General features: G+C 67.7%; 22 protein-coding genes and 1 tRNA gene. 11 read left to right on the top strand and 12 right to left on the bottom strand.

All coding sequences use genetic code 11. The features are described 5' to 3' along the window. Positions 1–4 precede the first annotated feature (4 nt). Positions 5–2,119: a glycogen debranching protein GlgX gene (glgX, locus tag ACZY0Y_RS12175; protein WP_463958223.1), complete on the bottom strand. Its 2,115-nt coding sequence runs from the start codon at positions 2,117–2,119 to the stop codon at positions 5–7. A 116-nt stretch (positions 2,120–2,235) separates the two neighbouring features. Here glgX and ACZY0Y_RS12170 point away from each other — a divergent pair, with 116 nt between their 5' ends. Then, the gene (locus ACZY0Y_RS12170; protein WP_463958221.1) at positions 2,236–3,039 is read left to right on the top strand and encodes a carbon-nitrogen hydrolase family protein; all 804 of its coding nucleotides are present in this window, start codon (positions 2,236–2,238) and stop codon (positions 3,037–3,039) included. 577 nt (positions 3,040–3,616) lie between these two features. On the opposite strand, the gene rlmB is transcribed toward ACZY0Y_RS12170, so the two are convergent. From rlmB to ACZY0Y_RS12140, 6 genes are all read right to left on the bottom strand, one after another. Beyond that, positions 3,617–4,603 (bottom strand): 23S rRNA (guanosine(2251)-2'-O)-methyltransferase RlmB, encoded by a 987-nt coding sequence (gene rlmB / locus ACZY0Y_RS12165; RefSeq protein ID WP_160667810.1) that lies wholly within the window; start codon positions 4,601–4,603, stop codon positions 3,617–3,619. 123 nt (positions 4,604–4,726) lie between these two features. Beyond that, positions 4,727–6,208, bottom strand: a complete 1,482-nt coding sequence (gene cysS / locus ACZY0Y_RS12160) for a cysteine--tRNA ligase (RefSeq protein WP_463958219.1) — start codon at positions 6,206–6,208, stop codon at positions 4,727–4,729. 54 nt (positions 6,209–6,262) lie between these two features. Further along, on the bottom strand, positions 6,263–6,592 hold the full coding sequence (locus tag ACZY0Y_RS12155; RefSeq protein WP_160667814.1) for a hypothetical protein: 330 nt from the start codon (positions 6,590–6,592) through the stop codon (positions 6,263–6,265). Positions 6,593–6,634: 42 nt separating this feature from the next. Beyond that, positions 6,635–7,171 carry a 2-C-methyl-D-erythritol 2,4-cyclodiphosphate synthase gene (ispF, locus tag ACZY0Y_RS12150; protein WP_463883503.1) on the bottom strand — a complete coding sequence of 179 codons (537 nt, stop codon included), beginning with the start codon at positions 7,169–7,171 and terminating at the stop codon, positions 6,635–6,637. A 2-nt stretch (positions 7,172–7,173) separates the two neighbouring features. Further along, positions 7,174–7,992, bottom strand: a complete 819-nt coding sequence (gene ispD, locus ACZY0Y_RS12145; protein ID WP_463958217.1) for a 2-C-methyl-D-erythritol 4-phosphate cytidylyltransferase — start codon at positions 7,990–7,992, stop codon at positions 7,174–7,176. A 210-nt stretch (positions 7,993–8,202) separates the two neighbouring features. Beyond that, positions 8,203–8,685, bottom strand: coding sequence for a CarD family transcriptional regulator (locus tag ACZY0Y_RS12140; RefSeq protein WP_024367191.1), 483 nt, complete (start codon positions 8,683–8,685; stop codon positions 8,203–8,205). Between the two features lie 316 nt (positions 8,686–9,001). Between ACZY0Y_RS12140 and ACZY0Y_RS12135 the strand changes: the two genes are divergently transcribed. Continuing rightward, entirely contained in the window at positions 9,002–9,544 is a 543-nt protein-coding gene (locus tag ACZY0Y_RS12135; protein ID WP_463958235.1) for a hypothetical protein, read from the top strand. A gap of 125 nt (positions 9,545–9,669) precedes the next feature. Here the strand turns inward: ACZY0Y_RS12135 and ACZY0Y_RS12130 are convergent, their stop codons facing one another. Then, the gene (locus tag ACZY0Y_RS12130) at positions 9,670–10,350 is read right to left on the bottom strand and encodes a response regulator (RefSeq protein ID WP_024367190.1); all 681 of its coding nucleotides are present in this window, start codon (positions 10,348–10,350) and stop codon (positions 9,670–9,672) included. Beyond that, positions 10,347–11,603: a sensor histidine kinase gene (locus tag ACZY0Y_RS12125; RefSeq protein WP_463958233.1), complete on the bottom strand. Its 1,257-nt coding sequence runs from the start codon at positions 11,601–11,603 to the stop codon at positions 10,347–10,349. Before ACZY0Y_RS12125 ends, ACZY0Y_RS12130 begins: the two co-directional genes overlap by 4 nt. A gap of 207 nt (positions 11,604–11,810) precedes the next feature. On the opposite strand from ACZY0Y_RS12125, the gene phoU reads away from it, so the two are divergent. Next, positions 11,811–12,473: a phosphate signaling complex protein PhoU gene (gene phoU / locus ACZY0Y_RS12120; RefSeq protein WP_463883506.1), complete on the top strand. Its 663-nt coding sequence runs from the start codon at positions 11,811–11,813 to the stop codon at positions 12,471–12,473. 99 nt (positions 12,474–12,572) lie between these two features. Here phoU and ACZY0Y_RS12115 read toward each other — a convergent pair whose 3' ends face one another. Beyond that, complete coding sequence (locus ACZY0Y_RS12115; protein ID WP_463958216.1) at positions 12,573–13,319, bottom strand: phosphoglyceromutase; 747 nt, start codon at positions 13,317–13,319, stop codon at positions 12,573–12,575. Positions 13,320–13,522: 203 nt separating this feature from the next. Here ACZY0Y_RS12115 and ACZY0Y_RS12110 point away from each other — a divergent pair, with 203 nt between their 5' ends. Next, positions 13,523–14,359 carry a class I SAM-dependent methyltransferase gene (locus ACZY0Y_RS12110; RefSeq protein WP_463883564.1) on the top strand — a complete coding sequence of 279 codons (837 nt, stop codon included), beginning with the start codon at positions 13,523–13,525 and terminating at the stop codon, positions 14,357–14,359. On the opposite strand, the gene ACZY0Y_RS12105 is transcribed toward ACZY0Y_RS12110, so the two are convergent. Together ACZY0Y_RS12105 and ACZY0Y_RS12100 are read right to left on the bottom strand one after the other, a co-directional pair. After that, on the bottom strand, positions 14,344–14,700 hold the full coding sequence (locus tag ACZY0Y_RS12105) for a DUF2516 family protein (protein ID WP_160667824.1): 357 nt from the start codon (positions 14,698–14,700) through the stop codon (positions 14,344–14,346). The two genes, ACZY0Y_RS12110 and ACZY0Y_RS12105, sit on opposite strands and share 16 nt — an antisense overlap. 9 nt (positions 14,701–14,709) lie before the next feature. Further along, a complete protein-coding gene (locus tag ACZY0Y_RS12100; RefSeq protein WP_463958214.1) occupies positions 14,710–15,930 on the bottom strand; it encodes a trans-sulfuration enzyme family protein in 1,221 nt (406 codons plus the stop codon). An 88-nt stretch (positions 15,931–16,018) separates the two neighbouring features. Here ACZY0Y_RS12100 and tmk point away from each other — a divergent pair, with 88 nt between their 5' ends. The 7 genes from tmk to ACZY0Y_RS12065 all read left to right on the top strand — a co-directional run bounded on the left by tmk (position 16,019) and on the right by ACZY0Y_RS12065 (position 22,852). Continuing rightward, the gene (gene tmk / locus ACZY0Y_RS12095) at positions 16,019–16,675 is read left to right on the top strand and encodes a dTMP kinase (RefSeq protein ID WP_463883510.1); all 657 of its coding nucleotides are present in this window, start codon (positions 16,019–16,021) and stop codon (positions 16,673–16,675) included. After that, positions 16,672–17,814, top strand: a complete 1,143-nt coding sequence (locus ACZY0Y_RS12090) for a DNA polymerase III subunit delta' (RefSeq protein ID WP_463883511.1) — start codon at positions 16,672–16,674, stop codon at positions 17,812–17,814. The genes tmk and ACZY0Y_RS12090 overlap by 4 nt, the downstream gene beginning before the upstream one ends. A 62-nt stretch (positions 17,815–17,876) precedes the next feature. Further along, the gene (locus ACZY0Y_RS12085; RefSeq protein ID WP_463958213.1) at positions 17,877–19,457 is read left to right on the top strand and encodes an alpha/beta hydrolase; all 1,581 of its coding nucleotides are present in this window, start codon (positions 17,877–17,879) and stop codon (positions 19,455–19,457) included. Between the two features lie 94 nt (positions 19,458–19,551). After that, positions 19,552–19,624: transfer RNA gene (locus tag ACZY0Y_RS12080), tRNA-Thr, on the top strand. Positions 19,625–19,874: 250 nt separating this feature from the next. Beyond that, positions 19,875–20,843 carry a glycoside hydrolase family 16 protein gene (locus ACZY0Y_RS12075; RefSeq protein ID WP_463958211.1) on the top strand — a complete coding sequence of 323 codons (969 nt, stop codon included), beginning with the start codon at positions 19,875–19,877 and terminating at the stop codon, positions 20,841–20,843. A gap of 145 nt (positions 20,844–20,988) precedes the next feature. After that, a complete protein-coding gene (locus ACZY0Y_RS12070) occupies positions 20,989–21,504 on the top strand; it encodes a hypothetical protein (RefSeq protein WP_463883515.1) in 516 nt (171 codons plus the stop codon). A gap of 97 nt (positions 21,505–21,601) precedes the next feature. Continuing rightward, positions 21,602–22,852: an MFS transporter gene (locus tag ACZY0Y_RS12065; protein ID WP_463958209.1), complete on the top strand. Its 1,251-nt coding sequence runs from the start codon at positions 21,602–21,604 to the stop codon at positions 22,850–22,852. Positions 22,853–22,875: the final 23 nt, after the last annotated feature.

The raw sequence follows: 22,875 nt of genomic DNA, 5'->3' as shown, positions 1-22,875 counted from the left end.
CGGGCTACGTGCGGTAGATGTTGATGGAGTTGGCCTGCACGACGTCCCGTTCCCCCGAAGCGACGCGGACGCCCTGGCGCCGGTCGTGGAGCCCGGAGGTGGTCAGGCGCAGTTCGAAGAGCCGGTTGCCGGTTCCGTCCTCGTTGCTCAGCAGCGGCAGGTTGACCTTGACGTCCTGGGAGCCGCCGTTGACCACCACCAGTCCGTCGACGTGGCCGTCGTCGGAACCGAGCAGGAGCTGCACCACCCGGCGCCCCGGATCCTGCCATCGCTCCCCGGCCATGGGCTCGCCGCGCTCGTCGAACCAGTGGAAGTAGGACTGCTTTTCGCGCGTAGGGTAGTCATGCGGCTGCCCGGCGAGGAATTCCTTGCGGAGCCGGATCACGCGCTTGGTGGTGCGAAGCATCGAGTGCGCCTCGGGAGTGCTGGTCCAGTCGATCCAGGTGATGGGATTGTCCTGGCAGTAAGCGTTGTTGTTGCCTTGCTGGGTGCGGCCGATCTCGTCGCCGGCGGTGATCATGGGTACGCCCTGGGAGATCATCAGCGAAGCCATCAGGTTGCGGCTGGCCTGCGCCCGCCGGGCGAGGATGTCCTCGTCCTCGGTGGGGCCCTCGAAGCCGTGGTTGTAGCTGCGGTTGTCGCCGTGTCCGTCACGGTTCTGCTCGCCATTGGCCTCGTTGTGCTTGCGGTCGTAGGACACGAGGTCGGCCAGGGTGAACCCGTCGTGGGCGGTGACGAGGTTGACCGAGGCGAGCCGGGACCGGCCTGACGGCTCAAACAGGTTTGCGGAGCCGGAAAGGGCGTCCGCGAGGCGGGCCACGGAGCCGCCCTGCCCGCCGCCGTCGATCGCGGCGCGGTCGGCGAGCCAGAAGCTGCGGACGGCGTCGCGGAAGTGATCGTTCCAGTCGACCCAGCCGGCCGGGAAGCGGCCGGTCTGCCAGCCTCCGTAACCGATGTCCCAGGGCTCGGCGATGAGCTTCGTGGCGGACAGCACGGGGTCGGCGCCGATCGCAACCAGGAACGGGTGCCGGGGATCGAACTCGTTGGCGGCGTTGCGCGCCAGCGTCACCGCGAGGTCGAAGCGGAAGCCGTCGATGTGGAACTCGGTCACCCAGTAGCGCAGGGAATCCAGCACCAGCTGGACCACGCGGGGCTCGCCGAAGTTCAGGCTGTTGCCGCAGCCGGTGGTGTCCACGTACTTGCCGTGGCCGTCATTGCGGTAGTACGTCATCTCGCCCAGGCCACGGAAACTGAGGGTCCGGCCGTCCCGGCCGCCCTCCGCAGTGTGGTTGTAAACGACGTCGAGGATGACCTCCAGTCCGGCGGCATGCAGCAGCTTGACCATGCCCTTGAACTCATCCTGGACGGCCTTCGGGCCGGCGGCCTGCGCCGCCTCGGTGGCGTAGCCGGGGTGCGGGGCGAAGAACGCGGCCGTGTTGTAGCCCCAGTAGTTCGTCATGCCGAGATTCTGCAGGTGCGGTTCGTCCACGTGGAAGTGCACCGGCAGGAGCTGGACAGCGGTGATCCCCAGCGCGATCAGGTGCTCGATCATGGCCGGGTGCGCCAGGCCCGCGTAGGTGCCCTGGAGGTCCTGAGGGATGTCGGGGTGCAGTTTGGTCTGGCCGCGGACGTGGGCCTCGTAGATGATGGTGTTGCGCCAGGGAATCCTGGGGCCGCGGTCGGTGCCCCAATCGAAGCCGCTCTCCACTCGGACGCTCGCGATGAAATCCTCGCGCTCATCCACGGCCCGGCCGTAGGGGTCCAGGAGCAGCGGCTGCCCGCCGTCGGCGTCGAAATCCGTGGCGGGCATGGACAGCGGGAGCGCCTCGTGGTCCGGGGTGGTACGGAATCCGTAGCGCGAACCGGCCGGCATGCCTTCGACGATGCCGTGGTGCACGCCGTCGGTCACGTTCGGCAGGGTCTTCAATTGCCAGGCGCCGCCGGGCGCCTGGAAGGCAATTTCGAGGGTCGTCACGCCGGGCGCGTAGACAGCCACATTCGCGAAGGCACCCCGAGGATCGTCCGTTGCCGGCGAACCGGTGCACGGAACGCTGATTCCCAGCGGAAACGCACGCGAGGCGTCTACGGTGGAAGCTGTGTCTACAGAGGGCATAACCATTGCTTAAAGTTTAGCGGGGCCGATCAAATAGCCCCGGATTCTGATTTCCTAACGAAGTGCAGTGTACGGAATAGCGGCGTTGCATACTGGAACAGGCGCCACAATTGGAGGTAATAGTGCGCATTGCACTCGCTCAAATCATTACCGGACGCGACCTTGCCGGAAATCTTGCCCTGGTGGCGGACTATGCCGCCCGGGCCAAGGCCGGCGGCGCGGAGCTCGTGGTGTTCCCCGAGGCCACGATGCGCGCGTTCGGCAATTCGCTGCTGGATATCGCCGAGCCGCTCGACGGCCCGTGGGCATCGCGGGTGCGCGCCATCGCGGCGGAACAGGACATCGTGATCGTCACCGGGATGTTCACCCCGGGGACGGCGGGCGACGGCAGCAGGGTGCGCAACACCCTCCTGGTCACCGGCCGGGGCATCGAGGCCAGCTACGACAAGATCCACCTCTTCGACGCCTTTGGTTTCGCGGAATCGGACACGGTCGACGCCGGCGCCGAGCCCGTCACCTTTGAGTTCGACGGCGTGACGTTCGGCCTGGCCACATGCTACGACATCCGCTTCCCGGACCTCTTCACCGAGAATGCGGACCGCGGAGCCGACATCAACATTGTCTGCGCCTCCTGGGGATCCGGTCCCGGCAAAGCCGAGCAATGGAAGCTCCTGGCCCGCGCCCGCGCTCTGGACTCAACCACCTTCATCCTCGCCTGCGGCCAGGGCGACCCGGCCAGCCAGGGAATCGAGCCCAAAGGCGCGGCGCCCACCGGCGTCGGACACTCTGTTGTCGTCTCCCCCCTCGGAGAAGTCCTCGAAGAGCTCGACGCCGCCCCCGGCCTGCTCTTCGCCGACCTGGACACCGCCGTCGTCAAGGAAGCCCGGGCCAAACTCCCGGTCCTCGCCAACCGCCACAAGTTCTAGGCGTCCCGCCGGGTTCTCCGTGGCCACCTTCCGCGGTCAGCGGCGCCTTCCGGTGGTCACTTCCGCGGACACCGGCGCCTTGCCGTCGCTTAGACACCTCCCGACGCCTCCTTCGGCCGCTGGCGGCCTCATCCGGCTCTGGTCGGCGATGCGCTCCTGGCAAGACCCCGGCGCACGCTTGAATGTCCGGCACCCGGCGTCGGGGTACTTGAAAGAACCAACGCACCCTCACCTTTCGCAATTTATCCGGCAACGCTCCCCCACCTTTCGCCGCTTAACGGCCAACGCTCCCTCACGTAATGTGAGAGAGCGTTTGCCATCTAAGCGCAAAGCGTGCGGGAGCGTCTGACAGCCAACCGCCAAAGGTGCGGGAGCGTCTGAGCCGGAACCGGAGTTTTTGCCAGGAGCGCATCGCCGACCAGAGACGCTGCAGGCCGCCCGCGGCCGAGCGCAACGTCGGGAGGAAGGACAGCCCCGAGGGCCCCGAACTGAGCTTGCGAAGTTTGGGAAGGAGCTGACCGCTAAGCGACGGCAAAGCTCCGGTTCCGGCGGACCCAACCGCAGAAACCCGCGAAGGTTACTTGACTGCCCGCTGGCGGGAGATCTCGTACAGGGAGATGCCGACCGCCATGGAAGCGTTGAGCGACTCCATCGCCGAGTCGATCGGGATGGAAACGATCTGGTCGCAGTTTTCGCGGACCAGGCGGCTGAGGCCCTTGCCCTCGGAACCCACGACGATGCAGACCGGCTCGGTGGCCAGGGCAAGGTCGGGCAGCGAGACGTCGCCGTCGCCGTCGAGACCCAGAACATAGATGCCCATGTTCTTGAACGCCTTCAGCGTGTTGTTCAGGTTGGCCGCGCGTGCCACGGGGACGCGGACGGCCGCACCGGCGCTGGTCTTCCAGGCGGAGGCGGTGACGCCGACGGAGCGGCGCTCCGGGACGATCACGCCGTGGCCGCTGAACGCCGAGACGGAGCGGATGATCGCGCCGAGGTTGCGGGGGTCGGTGATGCCGTCGAGGGCGACGAAGAGGGGCGCGTTGGAGACGTGGCCGCGCTTCCAGCTTTCAAGGGTTTCCTCGGCAAGCTCGTAGGCGTCCTGGTATTCGTACGGCGGGATCTGCAGCACGAGGCCCTGGTGGATGGCGTCGTCGGTCATCCGGTCCAGCTCGGGCTTGCCGGTTTCGAGCAGCGGAATGCCGCGCTCGGCAGCAAGCTTGAGGGACTCCTTGACGCGGTCATCCATCTCGATGCGGATGGCCACGTGCAGGGCCTTGGCCGGGATGCCGGCGCGCAGCGCCTCCACGACCGAGTTGCGTCCGGTGACGACTTCCTCGGTGGCGCGGCCCTTGGGGCCGGAACGGGCGCCGGCGTTGCGCGGGGCTCCCGGGCGCTTGGCCGCGGAGCGTTCCGCGAGCTGCTTGTTCTTGTGGGCCTTGTGGTAGGGACGGTCCTCCGCCTTGGGAGTGGGGCCCTTGCCCTCGAGGGCCTTGCGGCCGTGGCCGCCAGTTCCGACAGTGGGGCCCTTCTTCATTTTGACCGACCGGCGACCGTTGTTGGCCATAAGTTTCACCCTTTTAAATACGCGATTCGTTAATAAGTCTGAACTCCAGTCTACTGACTCGAGTTAAATCCTCGACCGCAGGGCTTGGCGGGGTCCCGGCTCAGCGCCCGGAACGGTGTCGACTCAGCCGCGCTTGAGGCTCCAGCTTGCGCCGTCCGGTCCGTCCTCGACGACGACGCCGGCGGCGGCGAGGGTATCGCGGATGGCGTCCGACGCGGCCCAGTCCTTGCTGGCGCGGGCCTGTGCCCTGGCCGCGAGCTGCGCTTCAACAAGGACGCCGAGGGCGGTGTTGCCCTGTTCGTCGACCGCCGGCGCCGCGGCGTCGTTGAGACCAAGGACACGCAGCATGTCGGTCACGCTGGCGAGTGCCTGCCGGGCGGCGTCGAGCTCCCCGGCGGTGAGCGCCGTGTTGCCGGCCCGGACGGTGTCGTGCAGGACGGCGAGGGCCTGCGGGACGTTGAGGTCATCGTCCATCGCGGCGGCAAAGCCGTCCGGGACGATACCGTAGCTGGCAAAGCCGTAGCTTACCGGGGTGCCGCCGTCGCTGCCGCCGTCGGCGCCGGCAAGGGTCCGGACGGCGCGGCTGATGAAGCCGTCGATCCGCTCCATCGCGGCCGCGGCCTCGTGCAGCGAGGTGGGCTGGTAGTCCAGCACCGATCGGTACTGCGCCTGGCCGAGGTAGTACCGGACCACCCGCGGCGACGCGAGTTCCAGCATTTCGGCCGGGCTGACCGTGTTGCCGATCGACTTGGACATCTTTTCGCCGGCGTAGGTGACCATGCCGTTGTGCATCCAGAAATTGGCGAAGCCGTGGCCCGCGGCCTGGGACTGGGCCATCTCGTTTTCGTGGTGCGGGAACCTCAGGTCCAGCCCGCCGCCGTGGATATCGAACTCGGTGCCGAGGTACTTGGTGACCATCGCGGAGCATTCCAGGTGCCAGCCCGGCCGGCCGGTGCCCCACGGCGAAGCCCAGCCCGCCGTCGTCGGCTCCCCCTCCTTGTGGCCCTTCCAGAGCGCGAAGTCGCGGGGGTCCTTCTTCCCACGCGGGTCCGCGTCCGGAGCTCCCTGCATGTCGTCGATCTTCTGCCGGGTCAGTGAGCCGTACCTGGCCCAGGAGCGCACGTCGAAGTACACGTCGCCGGAATCATCAAGGGCGGGGTAGGCGTGACCGCGGTCAATCAGCTGCTGGATCAGGGCGTGCATTTCCGGGATGTGGCCGGTGGCGCGCGGCTCATAGGTGGGGCGGGAGACGCCCAAAGTGTCATAGGCCTTGAGGAATTCCTGCTCGTAGCGGTAGGCCAGCGCCCACCATTCCTCCTCGCGGACCGTGCCCGGCTCGCCCTCGAAGCCAGGGGCGAACGAATCCGCCGACTTCGCCAGGATCTTGTCGTCAATGTCGGTGACGTTGCGGACCGCGGTGACGCGGAATCCGCGGTACTGCAACCACCGGGTGAGCTGGTCAAAAGCGATGGCGGAGCGGATGTGCCCGACGTGCGGCATGCCCTGCACCGTGGCGCCGCAGTAGTAGAGGCTCACTTTGCCCGGAACCAGGGGGACGAAGTCACGGACTTCGGCGGATGCAGTGTCATAGAAGCGCAGGGTCACCGCTCCAGATTAGCCGATGGGGATCCGGCCCCGGCGTGCGGACCACCCCGCGGCTTACTTGCAGTATTCGCCGATCCTGTTGTTCTGTTCCGTGAGCTGCTTGGTCTGCTCGGCACTCGTGGCCCCGAGCGAGGTGCCCGCCACCTGCTTCATGATGTCCGCCATCTTCTGGATCGGGTCGGCCACTTCGGGCGCCACCTTGTCCGCGACCTCCTGGTAGTGCTTGGCGATCTGCTCAGCCTTTTGCTGCTGGTTGCCGGTGGGGACAAAGGTGTCCTTGTTGAGGAAGGCGCAGCTCTCCGGGATGCTCATCTTCGGCGTCGCGGCGCAGCCGGTCAGCAGCAGTCCTGCCAGAAGAACGACGGCGGGCAGCAGCTTTTTCACGGGAGGTCTCCTGGTGTTGCGGGAAGGGATCTTCCGTTAAGCCTAGGCGACACGTGCCGGAGGCGCCGAGCGGGAGGGGTAGACCAGGGCAGTCGCCGTGGCTGAAATCCCTTCGCCGCGGCCGGTGAAGCCGAGGCCGTCGCTCGTGGTGGCCGAGACACTGACCGGGGCGCCGGCGGCCTTGCTGAGGACGGCTTGGGACTCCTCCCGGCGCGGGCCGAACTTGGGGCGGTTGGCGACGAACTGTATGGCGATGTTCCCGATTTCGAAGCCGGCAGCGCGGGCGATCCGGGCGGCCTCGGCGAGCAGGGTCACGCCGGAGGCGCCAGCGTATTCGGGCCGGTCGGTGCCGAAGTGCGTGCCGAGGTCCCCGATGCCGCAGGCGGAGAAGAGGGCGTCGGCGGCAGCGTGGGCGACAGGGTCACCGTCCGAGTGGCCGGACAGTCCGCGTTCCCCTTCCCAGAAGAGTCCGCCGAGCCAGAGCGGCTGGGGTGCGTCCTCGGGGGCGTAGGCGTGGACGTCGATGCCGATTCCGGTCCGAGGTATGACGGGCAGCGGGGCGTTCTGGCTTCCGGACATGCTCAGCCTTCCACCCAGCGGGCGCCGAGCGGGCCTTCGAGGAGACCTTCGGCGATGATCAGGTCCAGCGGCGTGGTGATTTTCAGCGATTGGCTGGCACCGCGCACCGCGTAGACCGGAACGCCGAGGAGTTCCACCAGCATGGCGTCGTCGGTGACGGCGGCTGCCTGGCCGGCGTCGAAGGAGGCCGCCGCGTCGTGGGCGCGCCGGAGGGTGGCAAGCTCGAACCCCTGGGGGGTCTGCACAGCCCGGAGGGTTTCCCGGGCTGCGGTTCCGGTGACGAGCTCCGGGGCGATTGCTGCGCCACCGCCGGTGGTCGGCTCCACCGTCTTGACCGTGTCCACCACGGGCATGACCGGGATGACGGCCAGCGCGCCGGCCGCAAGTGCCTGGGACACCCGGTGGAAGACCGCCTCCGGCGTCAGGGCTCGTGCGGCATCGTGGACCAGGACTGCTTCTGTGGCGGGCAGGAGCGCTGCCAGCGCGGCGCGGACGGACTCGGCGCGAGTGGCGCCGCCGTCGACGATCGTCACGACCGGGAGCTGCCCGCCGTCGCCCGCGTGGCCGGCGCGCCGGCGCTCCGCTTGGAGGTCCTGGGTGAAGGCCTGGCAGAGGGCGTGGAGTTCCGGATCGCCGGGCGGGATGGCGACGCAGATCTGCCGCGCTATACCCGCGGCGGCGACGCCCCGCAGGGCGTGGGTGAGGATGCTGTCCCCGCCCAGCGGGACCTTGGCTTTCGGCATGCCGTAGCCCAGGCGCTGGCCCGAGCCGGCAGCCACGACGATGACCGCGGTGACGGGGGTTCTTGGTGCAGAGTCCATGCGCACAAGACTACGTCCCGCACCGCCCGTCGAGGTGACAGTTAACGCCCATGTTCTCGACCAGCATGGGCGTTAAGTGTCACCTCGGCAGGGGGTATCGGGTGGCAGGGCCACGTGGCGGAGCCGTCCCCGCGTGCGGCTGAAATTGGGCAAAAAGAAACCCGGCAGCCGTTACGCTACCGGGGTTCGATTCTTGCCTGTTCGACTTGCTTAGGAAGCCAGGACCTCGTCGAGAACGCTTGCAGCCTTCTCTTCGTCGGTCTTTTCGGCTAGCGCCAGTTCTGAAATCAGAATCTGGCGTGCCTTGGCCAGCATGCGCTTCTCCCCTGCGGAGAGACCCCGATCGTGATCGCGGCGCCACAGGTCACGGACGACCTCTGCCACCTTGATGACGTCACCGGATGCAAGCTTCTCCAGGTTTGCCTTGTATCGACGTGACCAGTTGGTGGGTTCTTCAGTGAACTCGGCCCGCAGCACTTCAAACACGTGCTCCAGACCTTCTTTGCCCACTACGTCCCGGACCCCAACTAGGTCTACGTTTTCTGCTGGAACTTCAATGGTCAGATCACCCTGAGCCACCTTGAGCTTGAGATACATCTTCTCTTCGCCCTTGACAGTGCGCATCTTGATTTCTTCAATTTTGGCTGCACCGTGGTGAGGGTAAACTACTGTCTCGCCGACCTCAAAAACCATGTGGACATTCCCCTTTCCCGCAGACCAGTTTATCACGTTTAAGCCATACAACTGCCATGGAACGTACCCAAGAACCGCATAAATACGGGGAAAACAGCCTTAAACGGACCCCGTAGACCCCTTGACGAAAGCGGATATTAGTGCATGGGCCCGCCTTTGCCAAGAGTGTGCGCCATCCCCCGTGGACAGACGGCCGGACACGCAGTCGGCGGCATTGTGTAGCGCCCGAATCAATGTTTGGGGCGGATTGCCGATAGGCTATGGCTGAATAATGTTCCAAGACTCTCAAGGAGTGCGTGACGTGGGTTTCTCTGCGATGAACCGGGGCCAGCGCGGCAAGCTGGCAATGGCAACGGCTGCTCTGGGCATCGGCCTGCTGTCCGTAACTGGCTGTGGCTACATCAACCCGCAGTCGACCAACGCGCAGTATGCTGCGTCGGATGGAACCCAGGCCAACGTTGGCCCGTTGCAGTTGCGGAACATGATGATCATTTCCGCCGGTGAGGACAAGCCCGGCCGCGTGATCGGCGCGGTCTACAACTCGTCCTCGGAGGACGTGAAGCTGACCATCCTTGGTGCCAGCGGTTCCCAGACCCAGGTCCCGGTCAAGCGGAACTCCTACACGCTGCTCAACGAGTCCACGGACGAGGCAATCCTGAGCACCACCGGCGGCGTCCCGGGCTCCCTCGTCGAGGTCAGCATCCGCGAGGACGGCACCAACCAGAGCACCAAGTTCAAGGTCCCCGTGCTGGACGCAACGATCCCCGACTACAAGCAGTACCTGCCGGCAGGCAGCGAGCCGACCGGCTCGGCCACGCCGACGTCGACCCCGTCGTCGACGAGCAGCGCGAACCACTAGCTTCCAGACAGAAGGAGGGGCGCCCGGCCGGGTGCCCCTCCTTCTGTCTGTGCTGCCTGTGCGGGCCGCCCCTCCGGTCCGCCCGCCGTCGGGCCGCCCGCCGGAGGGCTGATGATCCTCCGGGCTTAGGGTTCGAACTTGTAGCCGAGGCCGCGGACCGTGATCAGGTGCCGCGGGGCCGAGGGATCAGGCTCGATCTTGCTGCGGAGCCGTTTGACGTGGACATCCAGGGTTTTGGTGTCCCCCACGTAGTCCGATCCCCAGACCCGGTCAATCAACTGCCCGCGGGTCAGGACCCTGCCCGAGTTCCGCAGCAGCATTTCCAGCAACTCGAATTCCTTCAGCGGCAGGGACACCTGTTCGCTGCTGACCGTGACCACATGCCGCTCAATGTCCATTCGGACCGGTCCCGCCTGCACGGTGCTGGCCACCAGTTCCTCGGGTTCGCCCTGGCGGCGCAGCACGGCCCGGACGCGGGCCACCAGCTCCCGGGAGGAGTAGGGCTTGGTGACGTAGTCGTCGGCGCCGAGCTCCAGCCCCACGACCTTGTCGATCTCCGCGTCCTTCGCCGTCAGCATGATGACCGGGACGGATGAGCGCTGCCTCAGCTGCCGGCAGACCTCGGTGCCCGACTGTCCGGGCAGCTGCAGATCCAGCAGCACCAAGTCGGCGCCATTGCGGTCGAATTCGGTGATGGCGTCCAGCCCGTTGTCCACCACCTCGACCTCGAACCCTTCCTTGCCCAAGAGATAGGACAGCGGGTCGCTGAACGACTCTTCGTCCTCGACAATCAGAATCCTGCTCAAGCGGTAGCTCCTTGCTCATGGGCGCCGGCGGCGCCCCGTCGTGTTGGTTTGGGGTGCTGGGACGGCCCAGGGGCCGTGGGCTGGTCGGCCGCCCGGGGCGCGGGTTCGCGCACTTCGGAAACGCCGTCGACGTCCTGCCCTTCAAGCTCCGGAAGCCGGATGGTGAATGTGGAACCCCGCCCGGGCTGGGACCAGAGGGTCACCTCGCCGCCATGGTTGGCGACAACGTGCTTGACGATGCTCAGGCCAAGGCCGGTGCCGCCCGTGTGGCGTGAGCGTGCGGCGTCCACGCGGTAGAAGCGTTCGAAGACACGTTCCTGGTCCTCGGGGCTGAGCCCCTCGCCCTGGTCCGTGACGGACACGGCCACGAGGCCGTCCTTGGCCCGGACGCCGACGCCGACCCGGGTGTTTTCCGGCGAGTACCGGATGGCGTTATCGATCAGGTTCCGCAGCGCGGTCACCAACTGGTCCTGGTCGCCGTAGACCAAAGCGTCCGAGTGCCCGCCCACCACGAGGTCGATGTTCTTGCTTTCCGCTGGCAGCTGGGAGCGGTCCACCGCCTCGGCGACGACGGTATTGATGTCCACCGCACGGCCCTGCTTGGCGACGTTGGACCCCTGCAGCCGGGAGAGTTCGATGATGTCCTGCACCAGGGCGGCCAGCCGGGCGGATTCCTTGTGGGTGCGCCTGGCGAAGCGGCGAACGGCCTCCGGGTCATCCGCGGAGGACTCGAGCGCCTCCGCCAGCAGCGAGATGGCGCCGACCGGCGTCTTCAGTTCGTGGGAGACGTTCGCGACGAAGTCGTTCCGGACTTCCTCGGTGCGGGTGACCTCGGTCCGGTCATCGGCCAGCAGGAGGATGTATTCCTCCGCGATTACGGCCGCCCGCACCTGGACCACCATGGTTCCCTGGCCCCGCGGGCCGCGCGGCAGTTCGAGGATCCTTTCCAGGATGACGCCGTCGCGGCGCACTTTCGCGGTCATCTCCAGCAGCTGTTCATGGACCAGCGTATGGCCACGCACCAGTCCGTAGGCGTATGCGGCGGGGCTGGCACGGACGACGCCGTCAATCGCGTCGACCACCACAAAGGCCCTGCCGACGGCGGCCAGCACCTCGGCGGAGCCCTCGGGAAGGGAGGGCTCCTCGAACTCAGCGTCCACCAGTTTTCGCTGCTGCTCGCTGACCCGGAAGGCGAGCACGCCGAAGACGCCAAGCGCCAGGCCGATCAGGCCGGCGAGCACGCCGATAAGCATTGGGTCCACGGTTCCAGCTTATGCTGTGCCCCGCGTCGGAAACTGTAATCTCCCGCCATTCCCGCTCCGGTTCAGCTAACGTTCACCTATTGGGGCGTAACAGTTCACCGGACGCTGGAAGACTGGACAGTTGAAGCGCCGACAGGTGAACCGAAATGGGCCCGCCGCCGCAGTGGCCGGCAATATTTCCAAGGAAAGGACGCACACGTGCGCAAGGTTTTTCAGGAAGAGCTCGCCCAAGTGGGGGAACAGCTCGTCGAAATCTCAAAGCTGGTCAGCGAGGCCATTGAGAAAGCCACGACTGCCTTCGAGGGCGCCGACATCGATCTGGCCGAGGACGTCATTGCGGCCGATGCGCGGATCGATTTCCTGCAGAACAGCCTCGACGAGCGCGCCATCGACATCCTTGCCCTGCAGGGACCCGTGGCCAGTGATCTGCGGATGATCGTGGGCTCCCTCCGGATGAGCGCCTCCCTCGAACGGATGGGCGACCTCGCCCGCCACCTCGCGCAGCTTGCCCGGCTCCGCTACCCCGCCACGGTGGTTCCGGCCCAGCTGCACGAGACGTTCAAGAGCTTCGCCGAGTACGACCTGCTGATCGCCCGGAAGCTCACGGTCCTCCTGGAAACCCGCGATCTTGAAGTTGCCCGGGACATCCTGAAGGCCAACTCCGCCGTGAATGATCTGCACCTGAGCGTCTTCAAGGCGATCGCCCGCAGCGACTGGCAGGAGTCCCCCGCGACGACCGTCGACGTCGCCCTCGCCAGCCGCTACTTCGAGCGCTTCGCGGACCACGGCGTCTCCGTGGCGCAGAAGGTCACCTATCTGGTCACCGGCGCCTGGCAGCCGAACGGCATCGAACACAGCTGATACCCCTGCCGTCTGGACGGCTGGGGGTACGACGGCGGCCGGTCACCTTGGGGGGGTGACCGGCCGCCGTCGTCGTATTCGTTGTCGGCTGCGCGGGCGCTACTTCTTGCCCTGGTTCGCGACTGCCTTGATGGCCTCGGCAGCGGCCTCGGGATCGAGATAGGTGCCGCCCGGGTTCAGCGGCTTGAAGTTCTCGTCCAGTTCGTAGATCAGAGGGATGCCGGTGGGGATGTTCAGACCCGCGATGGCTTCGTCGCTGATGCCGTCAAGGTGCTTGACGAGGGCGCGCAGGGAGTTGCCGTGGGCCGTGACCAGGACCGTCTTGCCGGCCTTGAGGTCTTCCTTGATGTCCGATTCCCAGTAGGGCAACAGGCGCACCAGGACGTCTTTGAGGCATTCGGTGCGGGGCAGGGCGTCGCCAAGGTCCGCGTAGCGCGGATCATGTGCCTGGGAGAATTCGGAATCGTCGGCCAGGGGCGGCGGCGGGGTGTCGTAGGACCGGCGCCAGGTCATGAACTGCTCTTCACCGTATTCGGCGAGGGTCTGGGCCTTGTCCTTGCCCTGCAGGGCGCCGTAGTGTCGCTCGTTGAGGCGCCAGTCCCGCTTGACAGGGATCCAGCCGCGGTCGGCCTTGTCGAGGGTGATGTTGGCAGTGTTGATGGCCCGCTTCAGCAGGGAGGTGTACAGGACATCCGGGAGGATGTTGTTCTCCACGAGAAGCTCGCCGCCGCGAATGGCCTCGGCCCGGCCCTGGTCGTTGAGGTCAACGTCCACCCAGCCGGTGAACAGGTTCTTGGCGTTCCATTCGCTGTGGCCGTGGCGCAGCAGAATCAGCTTATAAGTCATGGTTTTCATCCTAGCCGAGCGGTCCCGGACGGTGCCGAGCGTTACATCACAGGGCCTGAACCGCAACGCGGGGTCACGTCGCGCCCATCCCGCGGCATCGCATGGGCCGGAGCTGACCCCGCGTTGGAGGATAGGGTTGGCGTGTGGTGCAGAAGGCTGAGCGGGTGGCGTCCCCGCAGACCCATGTCATGGAAAAACGCGGCATGGCAAAACGCGGCGCGGTACAAAGCGGACCCCGCGCCGGCCGGCCGGTGGGCAACATTACCCGCGGTACCACCAACCCCAACCGAATGCGGCGGCTGGACCGCTGGCTGACCGGCCCGCAGGCCTGGCGGCTGCGCACGGCGGCCGATCCCCTCGTCGTCGACCTGGGCTACGGCGCGTCGCCGGCCACCGCCGTCGAACTCTTTGAACGGCTGTCCGTGATCCGTCCCGATGTGCGGGTGGTTGGCGTCGAAATAGAGCCCGAGCGGGTCCGGCAGGCCAAGGAACTGGAACGGCCCCGGCTCAGTTTCCAGCTGGGCGGCTTCGAACTGCCCGTGGCTGGGCGGCCCGTCCTGGTGCGGGCGTTCAATGTGCTCCGGCAGTATGAGGAAGCCGACGTCGCGGCCATCTGGCGGCTGGTGCAGGGGCGGCTGGCCCCCGACGGGTTGTTCATTGACGGCACATGCGACGAGATCGGCCGCCGGGTCACGTGGGTGGCGCTGGATGCCCGGCAGCCGCTGAGCCTGAGCCTGTCCATGCGGTTCGGGAGTTTTACGCTGCCCTCGGAAGTGGCCGAGCGGCTGCCGAAAGCCCTGATCCACCGGAACGTTCCGGGCGAGAAGGTCCGGGCCTTCCTGCAGGCCATGGACAAGGCCTGGCTGGAGGCCGCGCCGCTGGCTTCGTTTGGGAACCGGCAGCGCTGGATGGCCATGTGCCGTTCATTGCGCGACGGCGGCTGGCCGATCCAGGATGGTCCGGCCCGGTGGCGGCTGGGCGAACTGACGGTGGGCTGGGACGCGGTGGCGGGGGCCGGCGGGGATTACCAGGGGCCGTAGGGGCCCATGTTGCGGTTCCCGCCGCGGCCGGCATCCTTGACCGCGGGGCGGACGTCGGCGAGGTAGACGGACGCCGCAGTCACAGCGACGAGCCCGAACAGTCCCAGCGGACCCAGGAGGCCTCCGCCTCCGCCGCCGACCACAGAAAGCAGACCCACGGCCATGGCGCCGCCTGTGACGGCAAGCCAGAAGGTCTTGGTGCGCTTGGACACGGCTTCAAAGGCGTTCCCCTTGTGCCGCAGGCAATCGAAGAAAGCCCACACCTCAAGGGCCAGGGCTACGAGGGCCAGGAGAAAGTAGATCCCTGTTTCGACATAGTAAATAAGCGCTCTTCCGTCCATTCCCCCAGCCTAGCCGCCCAAGCTGGCCAGGGCCTGGTCCAAATCGGCCCAAAGGTCCTCGACGTTTTCGATCCCCACACTCAATCGGACCAGGTTGTCCGGGACACTGGCCGGCTCGGCAGTGTGCCGGCGCCGCCGTTCGATCAGGGATTCCACTCCGCCCAGGGAGGTGGCCGGCAGCCACAGCTTCAGCGCGCGGATCATCCGGTCCGCGGCTTCGGCGCCGCTGATGCTGCCGGTGTCGGTGCCGCTGCTGTTGTTTCCGCTGCTGGCGATCGCGGCCATTTCAATGCACAGCACCGAGCCGAAGCCCTTCATCTGGTTCTTGGCCCGCTGGTGGCCGGGATCCGAGGCGAGGCCCGGGAAGCGGATGCTGCCGACCCGGGGGTGGGTGCTCAGCCGCTCCGCCAGGACAGCCGCCGAGGCCTGCGAGCGCTCCACCCGCAGGGCCAGGGTGCGCAGCCCGCGCAGCGCCAGCCAGGCTTCGAAGGGCCCGGCGATCCCGCCGTGGATGGTGCGGTGGTGCAGCAGCGTGGCGCGGAGTCCGGCGTCGGACGTCACCAGGGCGCCCAGCACGACGTCGGAGTGGCCGGAGAGGTATTTAGTCACCGAGTGCAGGACAACATCGGAGCCCAGCGCCAGGGGCTGCTGCACAAGCGGGGTGGAGAAGGTGTTGTCCGTGACGACGACGGCGCCCGCGGCGTGCGCCGCGGCGGTCAGCGCCCGGATGTCGGCGACGCCGAGCATCGGGTTGGTGGGACTCTCCAGCCAGAGCATGCTGGCGGGGCGACCGTCCGCCGGCGCGAGCTCCGCCAGGACCGCGTCGGTGTCCGCAATGTCCACCGTGCGCAGTTCCAGGAAACCCTTCCCGGCAAGTTCCGTGGCCATCACCAGGGATCCGGCGTAGCTGTGGGACGGCATGACCAGCACTCCCCCGGCAGGAACGAGGGACAAGGCTGAACTGACGGCGGCGAGGCCGGAAGCGTAGAGCAGGCCTGGGAGTTGGGCGCCTTCCAGCTGGCCGAGAGCTTCCTCGAAGGGGTCCCAGGTGGGATTGGAATAGCGGCCGTAGCCGCGGTCCCCGTCACCCAGGGGTCCCGTGCCGAAATAGGTCGACGAGAGCACAACCGGGGGGTTGACCGGTTCGTCGCGTTCACGCGGCGGACGGCCCGCCGCCACAACAACGGTTTCTGCGGACAGCGATGCTGCCTGTTCTTCGGAAAGACTCATGGTCACAGGGTACTTTGGCGCACTCCGGGGCAGCCGAGGCGTTACGCCAAGGCGCATTAGTGTCAGGGAATGTCGGTACTCTAGAGCAGTGACTACCCAGAGCCCCGGACTGTTTATCGCCTTTGAGGGCGGCGACGGCGCCGGCAAGTCCACGCAGGCAGCCGCGCTGGCAGCGTCCCTTGAATCGCGCGGTCTCACAGTGCTGCGGACCAGGGAGCCGGGCGGCACCCCGATCGGCGAAAAACTGCGTTCCCTCGTCCTGGACCACGGCCACGGCCACATCGACGCGCACACCGAAGCCCTGATTTTCGCGGCCTCCCGTGCCGCCCACGCGAGCCAGGTCATCCGCCCCGCCCTCGACCGCGGCGAGATCGTCCTCACCGACCGTTATATCGACTCCTCGGTCGCCTACCAGGGCGCCGGCCGGGACCTTGGCACCGAAGCCGTCCGCAACGTCAACGAGTGGGCCACCTCGGGCCTGCGCCCGGACCTCACCGTGCTGCTTGACGTTGCCCCCGAGGTGGGCCGCCGCCGGCGCACCGCGGGCGACGCGGCCGAGGACCGGCTGGAGTCAGAGGCGGACGAGTTCCATGCCAGGATCCGGACCGCATTCCTCGAACTCGCCGCGGCCCGGCCGGAGCAGTACCTCGTCCTCCCTGCCCACCTCCCGGTCGATGAACTGGCCGTGCGGATCCTCGACAGGGTCGAGTCCCTGCTGTCCCTCCCTCGGGGCCTGAGCGCATGAGCGTCTGGGACGACCTCCAGGGCCAGCCCGCCGTCGTGGCGCAACTGCGCCAGGCTGCCGGAGGTGACGGCCTGACCCATGCGTGGCTTTTCACCGGCCCGCCGGGTTCCGGCCGGTCCAATGCGGCGAAGGCCTTCGCCGCCGCCTTGAACTGCGACCAGGACGATGTCAGCCTGCGCGGCTGCGGCGAATGCGCGGCGTGCCTGACCATCCTGGGCGAAACCCACTCGGATGTGGCCTTCGTGCGCACCGAAAAAGTCACCATCACCATCGACGAGGCCCGCGAGCTTGTCTCCACGGCCGGAAACCGGCCGTCCTCGGCCCGCTGGCGCATCATCGTCGTGGAGGACGCGGACCGGATGGCGGAACGCACCACCAACGTGCTGCTCAAGGCGATCGAAGAACCCACCCCGCGCACCATCTGGATGCTGTGCGCGCCGTCCCCCGCCGACGTCCTGGTCACCATCCGCTCCCGCTGCCGGGCGGTGGCCCTGCGGCTTCCGCCCGCAGCCGACGTCGCGGCCCTGCTGGTCAAGCGCGACGGCGTCGACCCGGCCGTCGCCGAACGCGCGGCCCGGGCAGCACAAAGCCACGTCGGAATCGCCCGCCGGCTGGCCCGGGATCCGGAAGCCCGTGAACGGCGGCTCGAGACAGTGCGGTTCCCCCTGGGCCTCCGCGGGGTCACCGCCGCCGTCCTGATGGCCGAAAAGCTCGTCAAGATCGCCACCGAGGAAGCCAACAGCTCCAACGACGAGCGCGACGCGGCAGAAAAGGCCGCCCTGCTCGCAACCCTCGGGGCGCCGGAAAGCGGCACGCTGCCGCCGGCCATGCGCGGCCAGGTCAAGCAGCTCGAGGACGACCAGAAGCGCCGCGCCAAGCGTTCGGTAACCGACTCCCTCGACCGCACCCTGACCGACCTGTTGTCTTTCTACCGGGACGTGCTGATCATCCAGATGGGGAACGCCGTGGAGCTGGTCAACGTTGAACTCAGGACCGAACTCGCTGAGTTCGCCCGCCACTCCTCCGCCGAAACAACGCTTGCCCGCATGGACGCCATCAACAAGGCCCGCAAACGGATCACGACGTCGAACGTGGCTCCGCTGCTGACCATCGAGTCCATGGCCGCCAGCCTCATCTGACCCTGACAGTACCGCCCGACCCGCTACGATCAGCACTGTTGCATTTCCCCAAGGAGACCCGCATGACCTCACCCTCACGGCCCGCAAAGAACCGACCCGTGGCGGTCGGGGTGCGGGGAGCCGGCGCCCTGGCGCTCGGCCTGGTGATGGCCCTTGTCCTGTCGTCCTGCGCTCTTTTCGGCTCGGGCGACGCCGGCGCGAAGAGTGCCCAGGGGACGCCGGATCCGTCGATCGCCGCGGCAGCACCGGATGAGCTCCGCAGCTTCTACTCCCAGCAGCTCAGCTGGAGCCGCTGCGAGGGCGACTTCCAGTGCGCCACGGTCAAGGTGCCGCTGGACTACAGCAAGCCGGACGGCGACACGATCGAACTCGCAGCCCTGAAGCTGGCGACGAAGAGCAACACCAGGAAGGGCAGCCTGCTGGTGAACCCGGGCGGTCCGGGCGGCTCCGGCTACGACTTCGTGCGTGACGCCGGCTCGACCAACATCTCGGAAAAGGTGCGCGCCAACTACGACGTCGTCGGTTTCGATCCGCGCGGAGTGAAGCGTTCCGCGCCGGTCACCTGCCTCACCGACCAGGAGCGCGACGCCTCCCGGGCCAAGATCTACAAGCTGGAAACCGACGCCGGGATGGCCGAAGCCCTCGCCGACAACAAGGCCATCGCCGCCAAATGTGCGGAAAAGACCGGCCCGGTCCTCGGCCACATCGACACGGTCAGCTCCGCCAAGGACCTCGACATCCTGCGCGGCGTGCTCAATGACAGCAAACTGAATTACCTCGGCTACTCCTACGGAACATTCCTGGGTTCCACTTACGCCTCGCTGTTCCCGGACAACGTTGGCCGGATGGTCCTTGATGGAGCGATGGATCCCTCGCTCAGTTATGAGGAGCTGACCAGCGGCCAGGCGAAGGCGTTCGAGAAGGCCATCCGGGCCTACGTGACACACTGCCTCGCTGACAGCGCCTGCCCGCTCAGCGGCACCCCGGATGATGCCGTCGGCCAGATCCAGGACCTCATCAAGGCGGTCGAGGCGGCCCCGAGGTCCGTGAAGGACGGCCGGGTCGTGAACGCCTCCATGTTCGTCAGCGGCTTTATCCTGCCGTTCTACAACGACGACAACTGGCCCTTGCTCACGCAGGCCCTGGGCAGCGCGATGAAGGATGACCTGGCGCCGATGCTCCGGCTCGCAGACTTCGGCGCGGACCGGGAGCCGAACGGCAGTTACTCCTCGAACTCGACCTTCGCGTTCAACGCCATCAACTGCCTCGACTACCCGATGTCCGCGGACACGGCGACCATGCGCGCTGAAGAGCAGACGTTGCGCGGGCTCTCGCCCACGCTGGGCTACTACTTCGCCTACGGCGGCACGAACTGCAAGGACTGGCCGTATAAGAACGTCAGGACCCCGGCGCCGGTGGTCTACAAGGGGTCCACCGACATCGTTGTGGTCGGTACCACGGGCGACCCGGCCACCCCGGTGGAATGGGCCAGCGCACTGCGCACGCAGCTGGGGACGGCCGCGCTGCTCACCTGGAAGGGCGAAGGCCACACGGCCTACGGCCGCTCCAACGACTGCATCGGCAATGCCGTGGACGGTTACTTCGTTGACGGCAGGACGCCGGCGGACAACACAGTCTGCTGAGGCGTTCGACACTCATTTTGACCCGGGCCGGAAGACTCTACTACAGTTGTCTCTGGCATGAGGCGCCCGGGTCACCCGGACATTTCAGGCGGTTGCTTCCTTAGCTCAGTTGGTAGAGCGTCTCACTCGTAATGAGAAGGTCGCCAGTTCGATTCTGGCAGGAAGCTCTGGTCTCCATCTATCGGCCCCGGCACAGTCGTCGGGGCCGTTCTTTTTGCCCTGCCATGGGTGACGCCTGTCCTGAAGGCGTATGAGAAGGCACATCGCTGCCTGGATGCATTAACACGGCCGAACGTCTGGTCCGCCGGTGAATACCCCTCGGTGCCGCCATGAAGAACGGCGTCTTCCGTCCTGCCTCGCGCCTTAGCGCTGCGCGGGACGACGCCAACAACAGAGCGTGAGCTCCAGGAGTAGTAAATGAAGAAACGCACAACATTGTTTTCCGGTGCGGCTGTTGCAGCCGTGCTGTCCCTCACGGCGTCCCTCGGCGCCGTTGCGGCGCCGGGGGCAGCCCCGGCTGCGCCGTCGACCGCCACGGGCACCTACAAGTGCACACTCAAGAACAGCGGCGGGGTGCCGCCCTGCACGCTCCAGGCGGCGCCCGCGCCGGCCGAAGCACCTGTGCCTGCCCCGGCTGCTGCAGTGGCAGCCGCCCCCGTGGCAGAGCCTGCCCCCGCCGCCGCCCCGGCGGCGGCCGCGCCGGCCGCGATTGTGCCGGCGTCGAGTGTCTCGTCGCTGACGCCCCTGGGAGTCCCCGGCGCGTGGTCGCAGACCTTCAGCGATGACTTCAACGGAACCGCCCTCGACACCAGCAAGTGGTCGAGCTCCTGGTTCGGCGGCGGCACCATGAACAAGGTCAAGACCGACCCCGCAAACGTCTCGGTCGGCGGCGGAAACCTCTCGCTGAAGCTCTCGGACGCCGGCACCGGCGCCCTCGTGTCGTCAAACCCGAAGGACGCCGCCACCACCGGCTACGAGTTCCGGACCGGCTACACCGAGGCCCGCATCTCCTTCCCCGGCAACGGAACCGTGCTGCACAACTGGCCGGCATGGTGGACCACCGGACAGTCCTGGCCGGCGAACGGCGAGAACGACATCGCCGAAGTGCTCAAGGGAAAGCTGACGTCCAACTACCACTCGGGCTCCGGAACCCATAACCAGGGCACCATTGCCGGCAACTGGGGCAACGAGTACCACACCTACGGACTGTGGCGTAAGGGCAACCTCTCGGAGGTCTACGTTGACGGCGTCAAGGTCAAGTCCTTCCCCACGGACGATGCCAACGCCTCCCAGTACCTCGTGCTGAATGTCGGCAAGGCCAGCACCAGCACCACCTTCGGGCCGGCCTCCGAGATGAAGGTCGACTACGTCCGGGCCTGGCAGTAACAACCAGGTCAGGTCCGGGGCTCCTACCGCCCCTGCTCCATCCGCTGCCTCCGCGCTGAAGGGTCGCTTGTGACCGTCCGGCACGGGGGCAGCGGCCGTATCCGGGTCCCCGCCTTGGACCGTCCTGCCCTCTAAGATGGACGGGATGAACACCACACGGGGGGCCAGCTACATCGTTGCGGCTGCGCTGATGCTGGCTCTGGCCCCGCTGATTCCCGCGCTGCCGGCGGCCGCCGCCCCCTGCGATCCGGTCGGAGGGATTGTGCCGGCACTCATCTGCCCGGCACCCCCGAACCGCCCCCGTCCGACCGCGACGCCCGCCCCGACGGAAAGCCCCACCGTTGTGCCGACGCCGCCGTCGGGGCCGCCCGTTACCGCCCCTGCTCCGCCGCCCCCGGAAGTACCCGCGGCGACGGCCGGCCAGGCGCTGGCGCCGGCCGCTGACCCCGGAACCCCGCCGCCAACCGACCGTCCACCCACGACGACGGCCCCCGCCGCTGGCACCCCAACGGCGCCGGGCCCGGCGCCGGACCCCGTGGCCGTGGCGCGTCCGACGTCCGAGGACCGGGGCGGCCGCGGCGTCACCGGCGCGATCCTGCTGGCGGCCGGTGGTCTGGTGGTCATGGTGTGGGCGTTCGTGGGCCTCCGGAAGACCGCCTAGCCCCACGCCAAGGCCTCCGGCCCTTGTCCTTTCGCGGACGAACCGCGAGCCTTGGAAAATGGACCGGCCCCGCCGAAATGTATCAGCCCCCGAGCGGGTGAGGCGATCTGCGGCGCCCGGCGCGAACCGGCGCATCGTCTGGGGCCCGGTGATCGGGTTCGGGCTCGTCAGCCTCGCCGCCGACGTTGTCTCCGACGGCGCCCGGCCGCTGGCCGGTCCCCTGCTCGCCCAGCTGGGTGCCTCCGCGCTGCTCGTCGGACTCGTCACGGGCGCCGCGGAGGCTGCAGCGCAGGGACTCCGGCTGCTGTTCGGGCCTTGGGCGGACCGGACCCGCCGCTACTGGTCATTCACACTGGCCGGATATGGCCTCACCGCGGTCTGTGTGCCTCTGCTCGCCTTGGCACCCCTGGCTGGAGCGGCCGGATTGGTTCTGGCGTCCGTGTTGATCATCGGGGACCGCGTCGGCAAGGCCGTCCGCAGCCCGGCAAAGACCGTGCTGCTGGCAGCGGTCGCCAAACCCGTCGGGCGTGGCCGCGGCTTCGCCGTCCACAAGTCCCTCGACCTTGTCGGTGCCCTGCTCGGGCCGGTCCTGGTCGCAGCGGTACTCGCGGTCACCGGCAACCTGTCGGCGGCCTTCGCGGTCCTGTCCCTTCCGGCAGTGGCGGCCATGTTCCTGCTGTTCCGGCTGCGCCGGCGCGTGCCGGATCCCGGCGCACGCCAGCCGTCCGGGGCCGCAGACGGCGGCCCCGGCGCTGCCGCCGTCGAGCCTGCGCCTGCGGGTGTTCCCGGCCGTCCGGCGCCGGTGTTCACCGGGAGGTTTGTGCTGTTTGCTGTCGCGGCCTTCTTCTGGAGTGCCGGACTGGTGGCCTTCGGCGTCATCTCCTTCCACCTCACGACGGCGGCGGCCGTCCCGGTGGCAGTGGTCCCGCTGCTGTATGCAGGCGCAATGGCGGCGGCGGCCCTTGGTGCCCTCGCCAGCGGCGTCCTCTACGACCGCTCCGGCGCCTCGGTGCTCCTCACGCTTCCCCTGCTGATTGCCGCCGTGCCGGTGCTGGCCCTGGCGCCGGCGGCCGGGCTGGCGTTTGCCGGGGTCCTCGTCTGGGGCACTGCCACCGGGATCCAGGACTCGACTGTCAAGGCGCTCGTTGCGGACCTGGTGCCGGAACAGCGGCAGGGCACGGCGTACGGCGTCTTCGCGGCGTTCGAGGGCGCCGGGGCGCTGGCGGGCGGGGCACTGTACGGCGTGCTGTATGAGGACCGTCCGCTGCTGATTGTGGCCGTGGCCGTCCTGCAGCTGCTGGCGATCGCGGTGCTGGCGGTGGCGCTGCGCAGGACCCGCAGCCGCTAGCGTCGTCCGTCGGGCCGGGGTCC

The organism is Pseudarthrobacter kochi (genome assembly GCF_055412805.1).
Note: the sequence above shows the minus strand (reverse complement) of the source record. Positions and strands in the feature narration are given on the sequence as shown.

What these genes read in the sequence shown, in the direction of transcription:
- glgX (WP_463958223.1), bottom strand. Translation starts at nt 2,119, where the DNA reads ATGGTTATGCCCTCTGTAGACACAGCTTCCACCGTAGACGCCTCGCGT.
- rlmB (WP_160667810.1), bottom strand. Translation starts at nt 4,603, where the DNA reads ATGGCCAACAACGGTCGCCGGTCGGTCAAAATGAAGAAGGGCCCCACT.
- ispF (WP_463883503.1), bottom strand. Translation starts at nt 7,171, where the DNA reads ATGTCCGGAAGCCAGAACGCCCCGCTGCCCGTCATACCTCGGACCGGA.
- ispD (WP_463958217.1), bottom strand. Translation starts at nt 7,992, where the DNA reads ATGGACTCTGCACCAAGAACCCCCGTCACCGCGGTCATCGTCGTGGCT.
- ACZY0Y_RS12140 (WP_024367191.1), bottom strand. Translation starts at nt 8,685, where the DNA reads ATGGTTTTTGAGGTCGGCGAGACAGTAGTTTACCCTCACCACGGTGCA.
- ACZY0Y_RS12135 (WP_463958235.1), top strand. Translation starts at nt 9,002, where the DNA reads ATGAACCGGGGCCAGCGCGGCAAGCTGGCAATGGCAACGGCTGCTCTG.
- ACZY0Y_RS12125 (WP_463958233.1), bottom strand. Translation starts at nt 11,603, where the DNA reads ATGCTTATCGGCGTGCTCGCCGGCCTGATCGGCCTGGCGCTTGGCGTC.
- ACZY0Y_RS12115 (WP_463958216.1), bottom strand. Translation starts at nt 13,319, where the DNA reads ATGACTTATAAGCTGATTCTGCTGCGCCACGGCCACAGCGAATGGAAC.
- ACZY0Y_RS12110 (WP_463883564.1), top strand. Translation starts at nt 13,523, where the DNA reads ATGGCAAAACGCGGCGCGGTACAAAGCGGACCCCGCGCCGGCCGGCCG.
- ACZY0Y_RS12105 (WP_160667824.1), bottom strand. Translation starts at nt 14,700, where the DNA reads ATGGACGGAAGAGCGCTTATTTACTATGTCGAAACAGGGATCTACTTT.
- ACZY0Y_RS12100 (WP_463958214.1), bottom strand. Translation starts at nt 15,930, where the DNA reads ATGAGTCTTTCCGAAGAACAGGCAGCATCGCTGTCCGCAGAAACCGTT.
- ACZY0Y_RS12090 (WP_463883511.1), top strand. Translation starts at nt 16,672, where the DNA reads ATGAGCGTCTGGGACGACCTCCAGGGCCAGCCCGCCGTCGTGGCGCAA.
- ACZY0Y_RS12085 (WP_463958213.1), top strand. Translation starts at nt 17,877, where the DNA reads ATGACCTCACCCTCACGGCCCGCAAAGAACCGACCCGTGGCGGTCGGG.
- ACZY0Y_RS12075 (WP_463958211.1), top strand. Translation starts at nt 19,875, where the DNA reads ATGAAGAAACGCACAACATTGTTTTCCGGTGCGGCTGTTGCAGCCGTG.
- ACZY0Y_RS12070 (WP_463883515.1), top strand. Translation starts at nt 20,989, where the DNA reads ATGAACACCACACGGGGGGCCAGCTACATCGTTGCGGCTGCGCTGATG.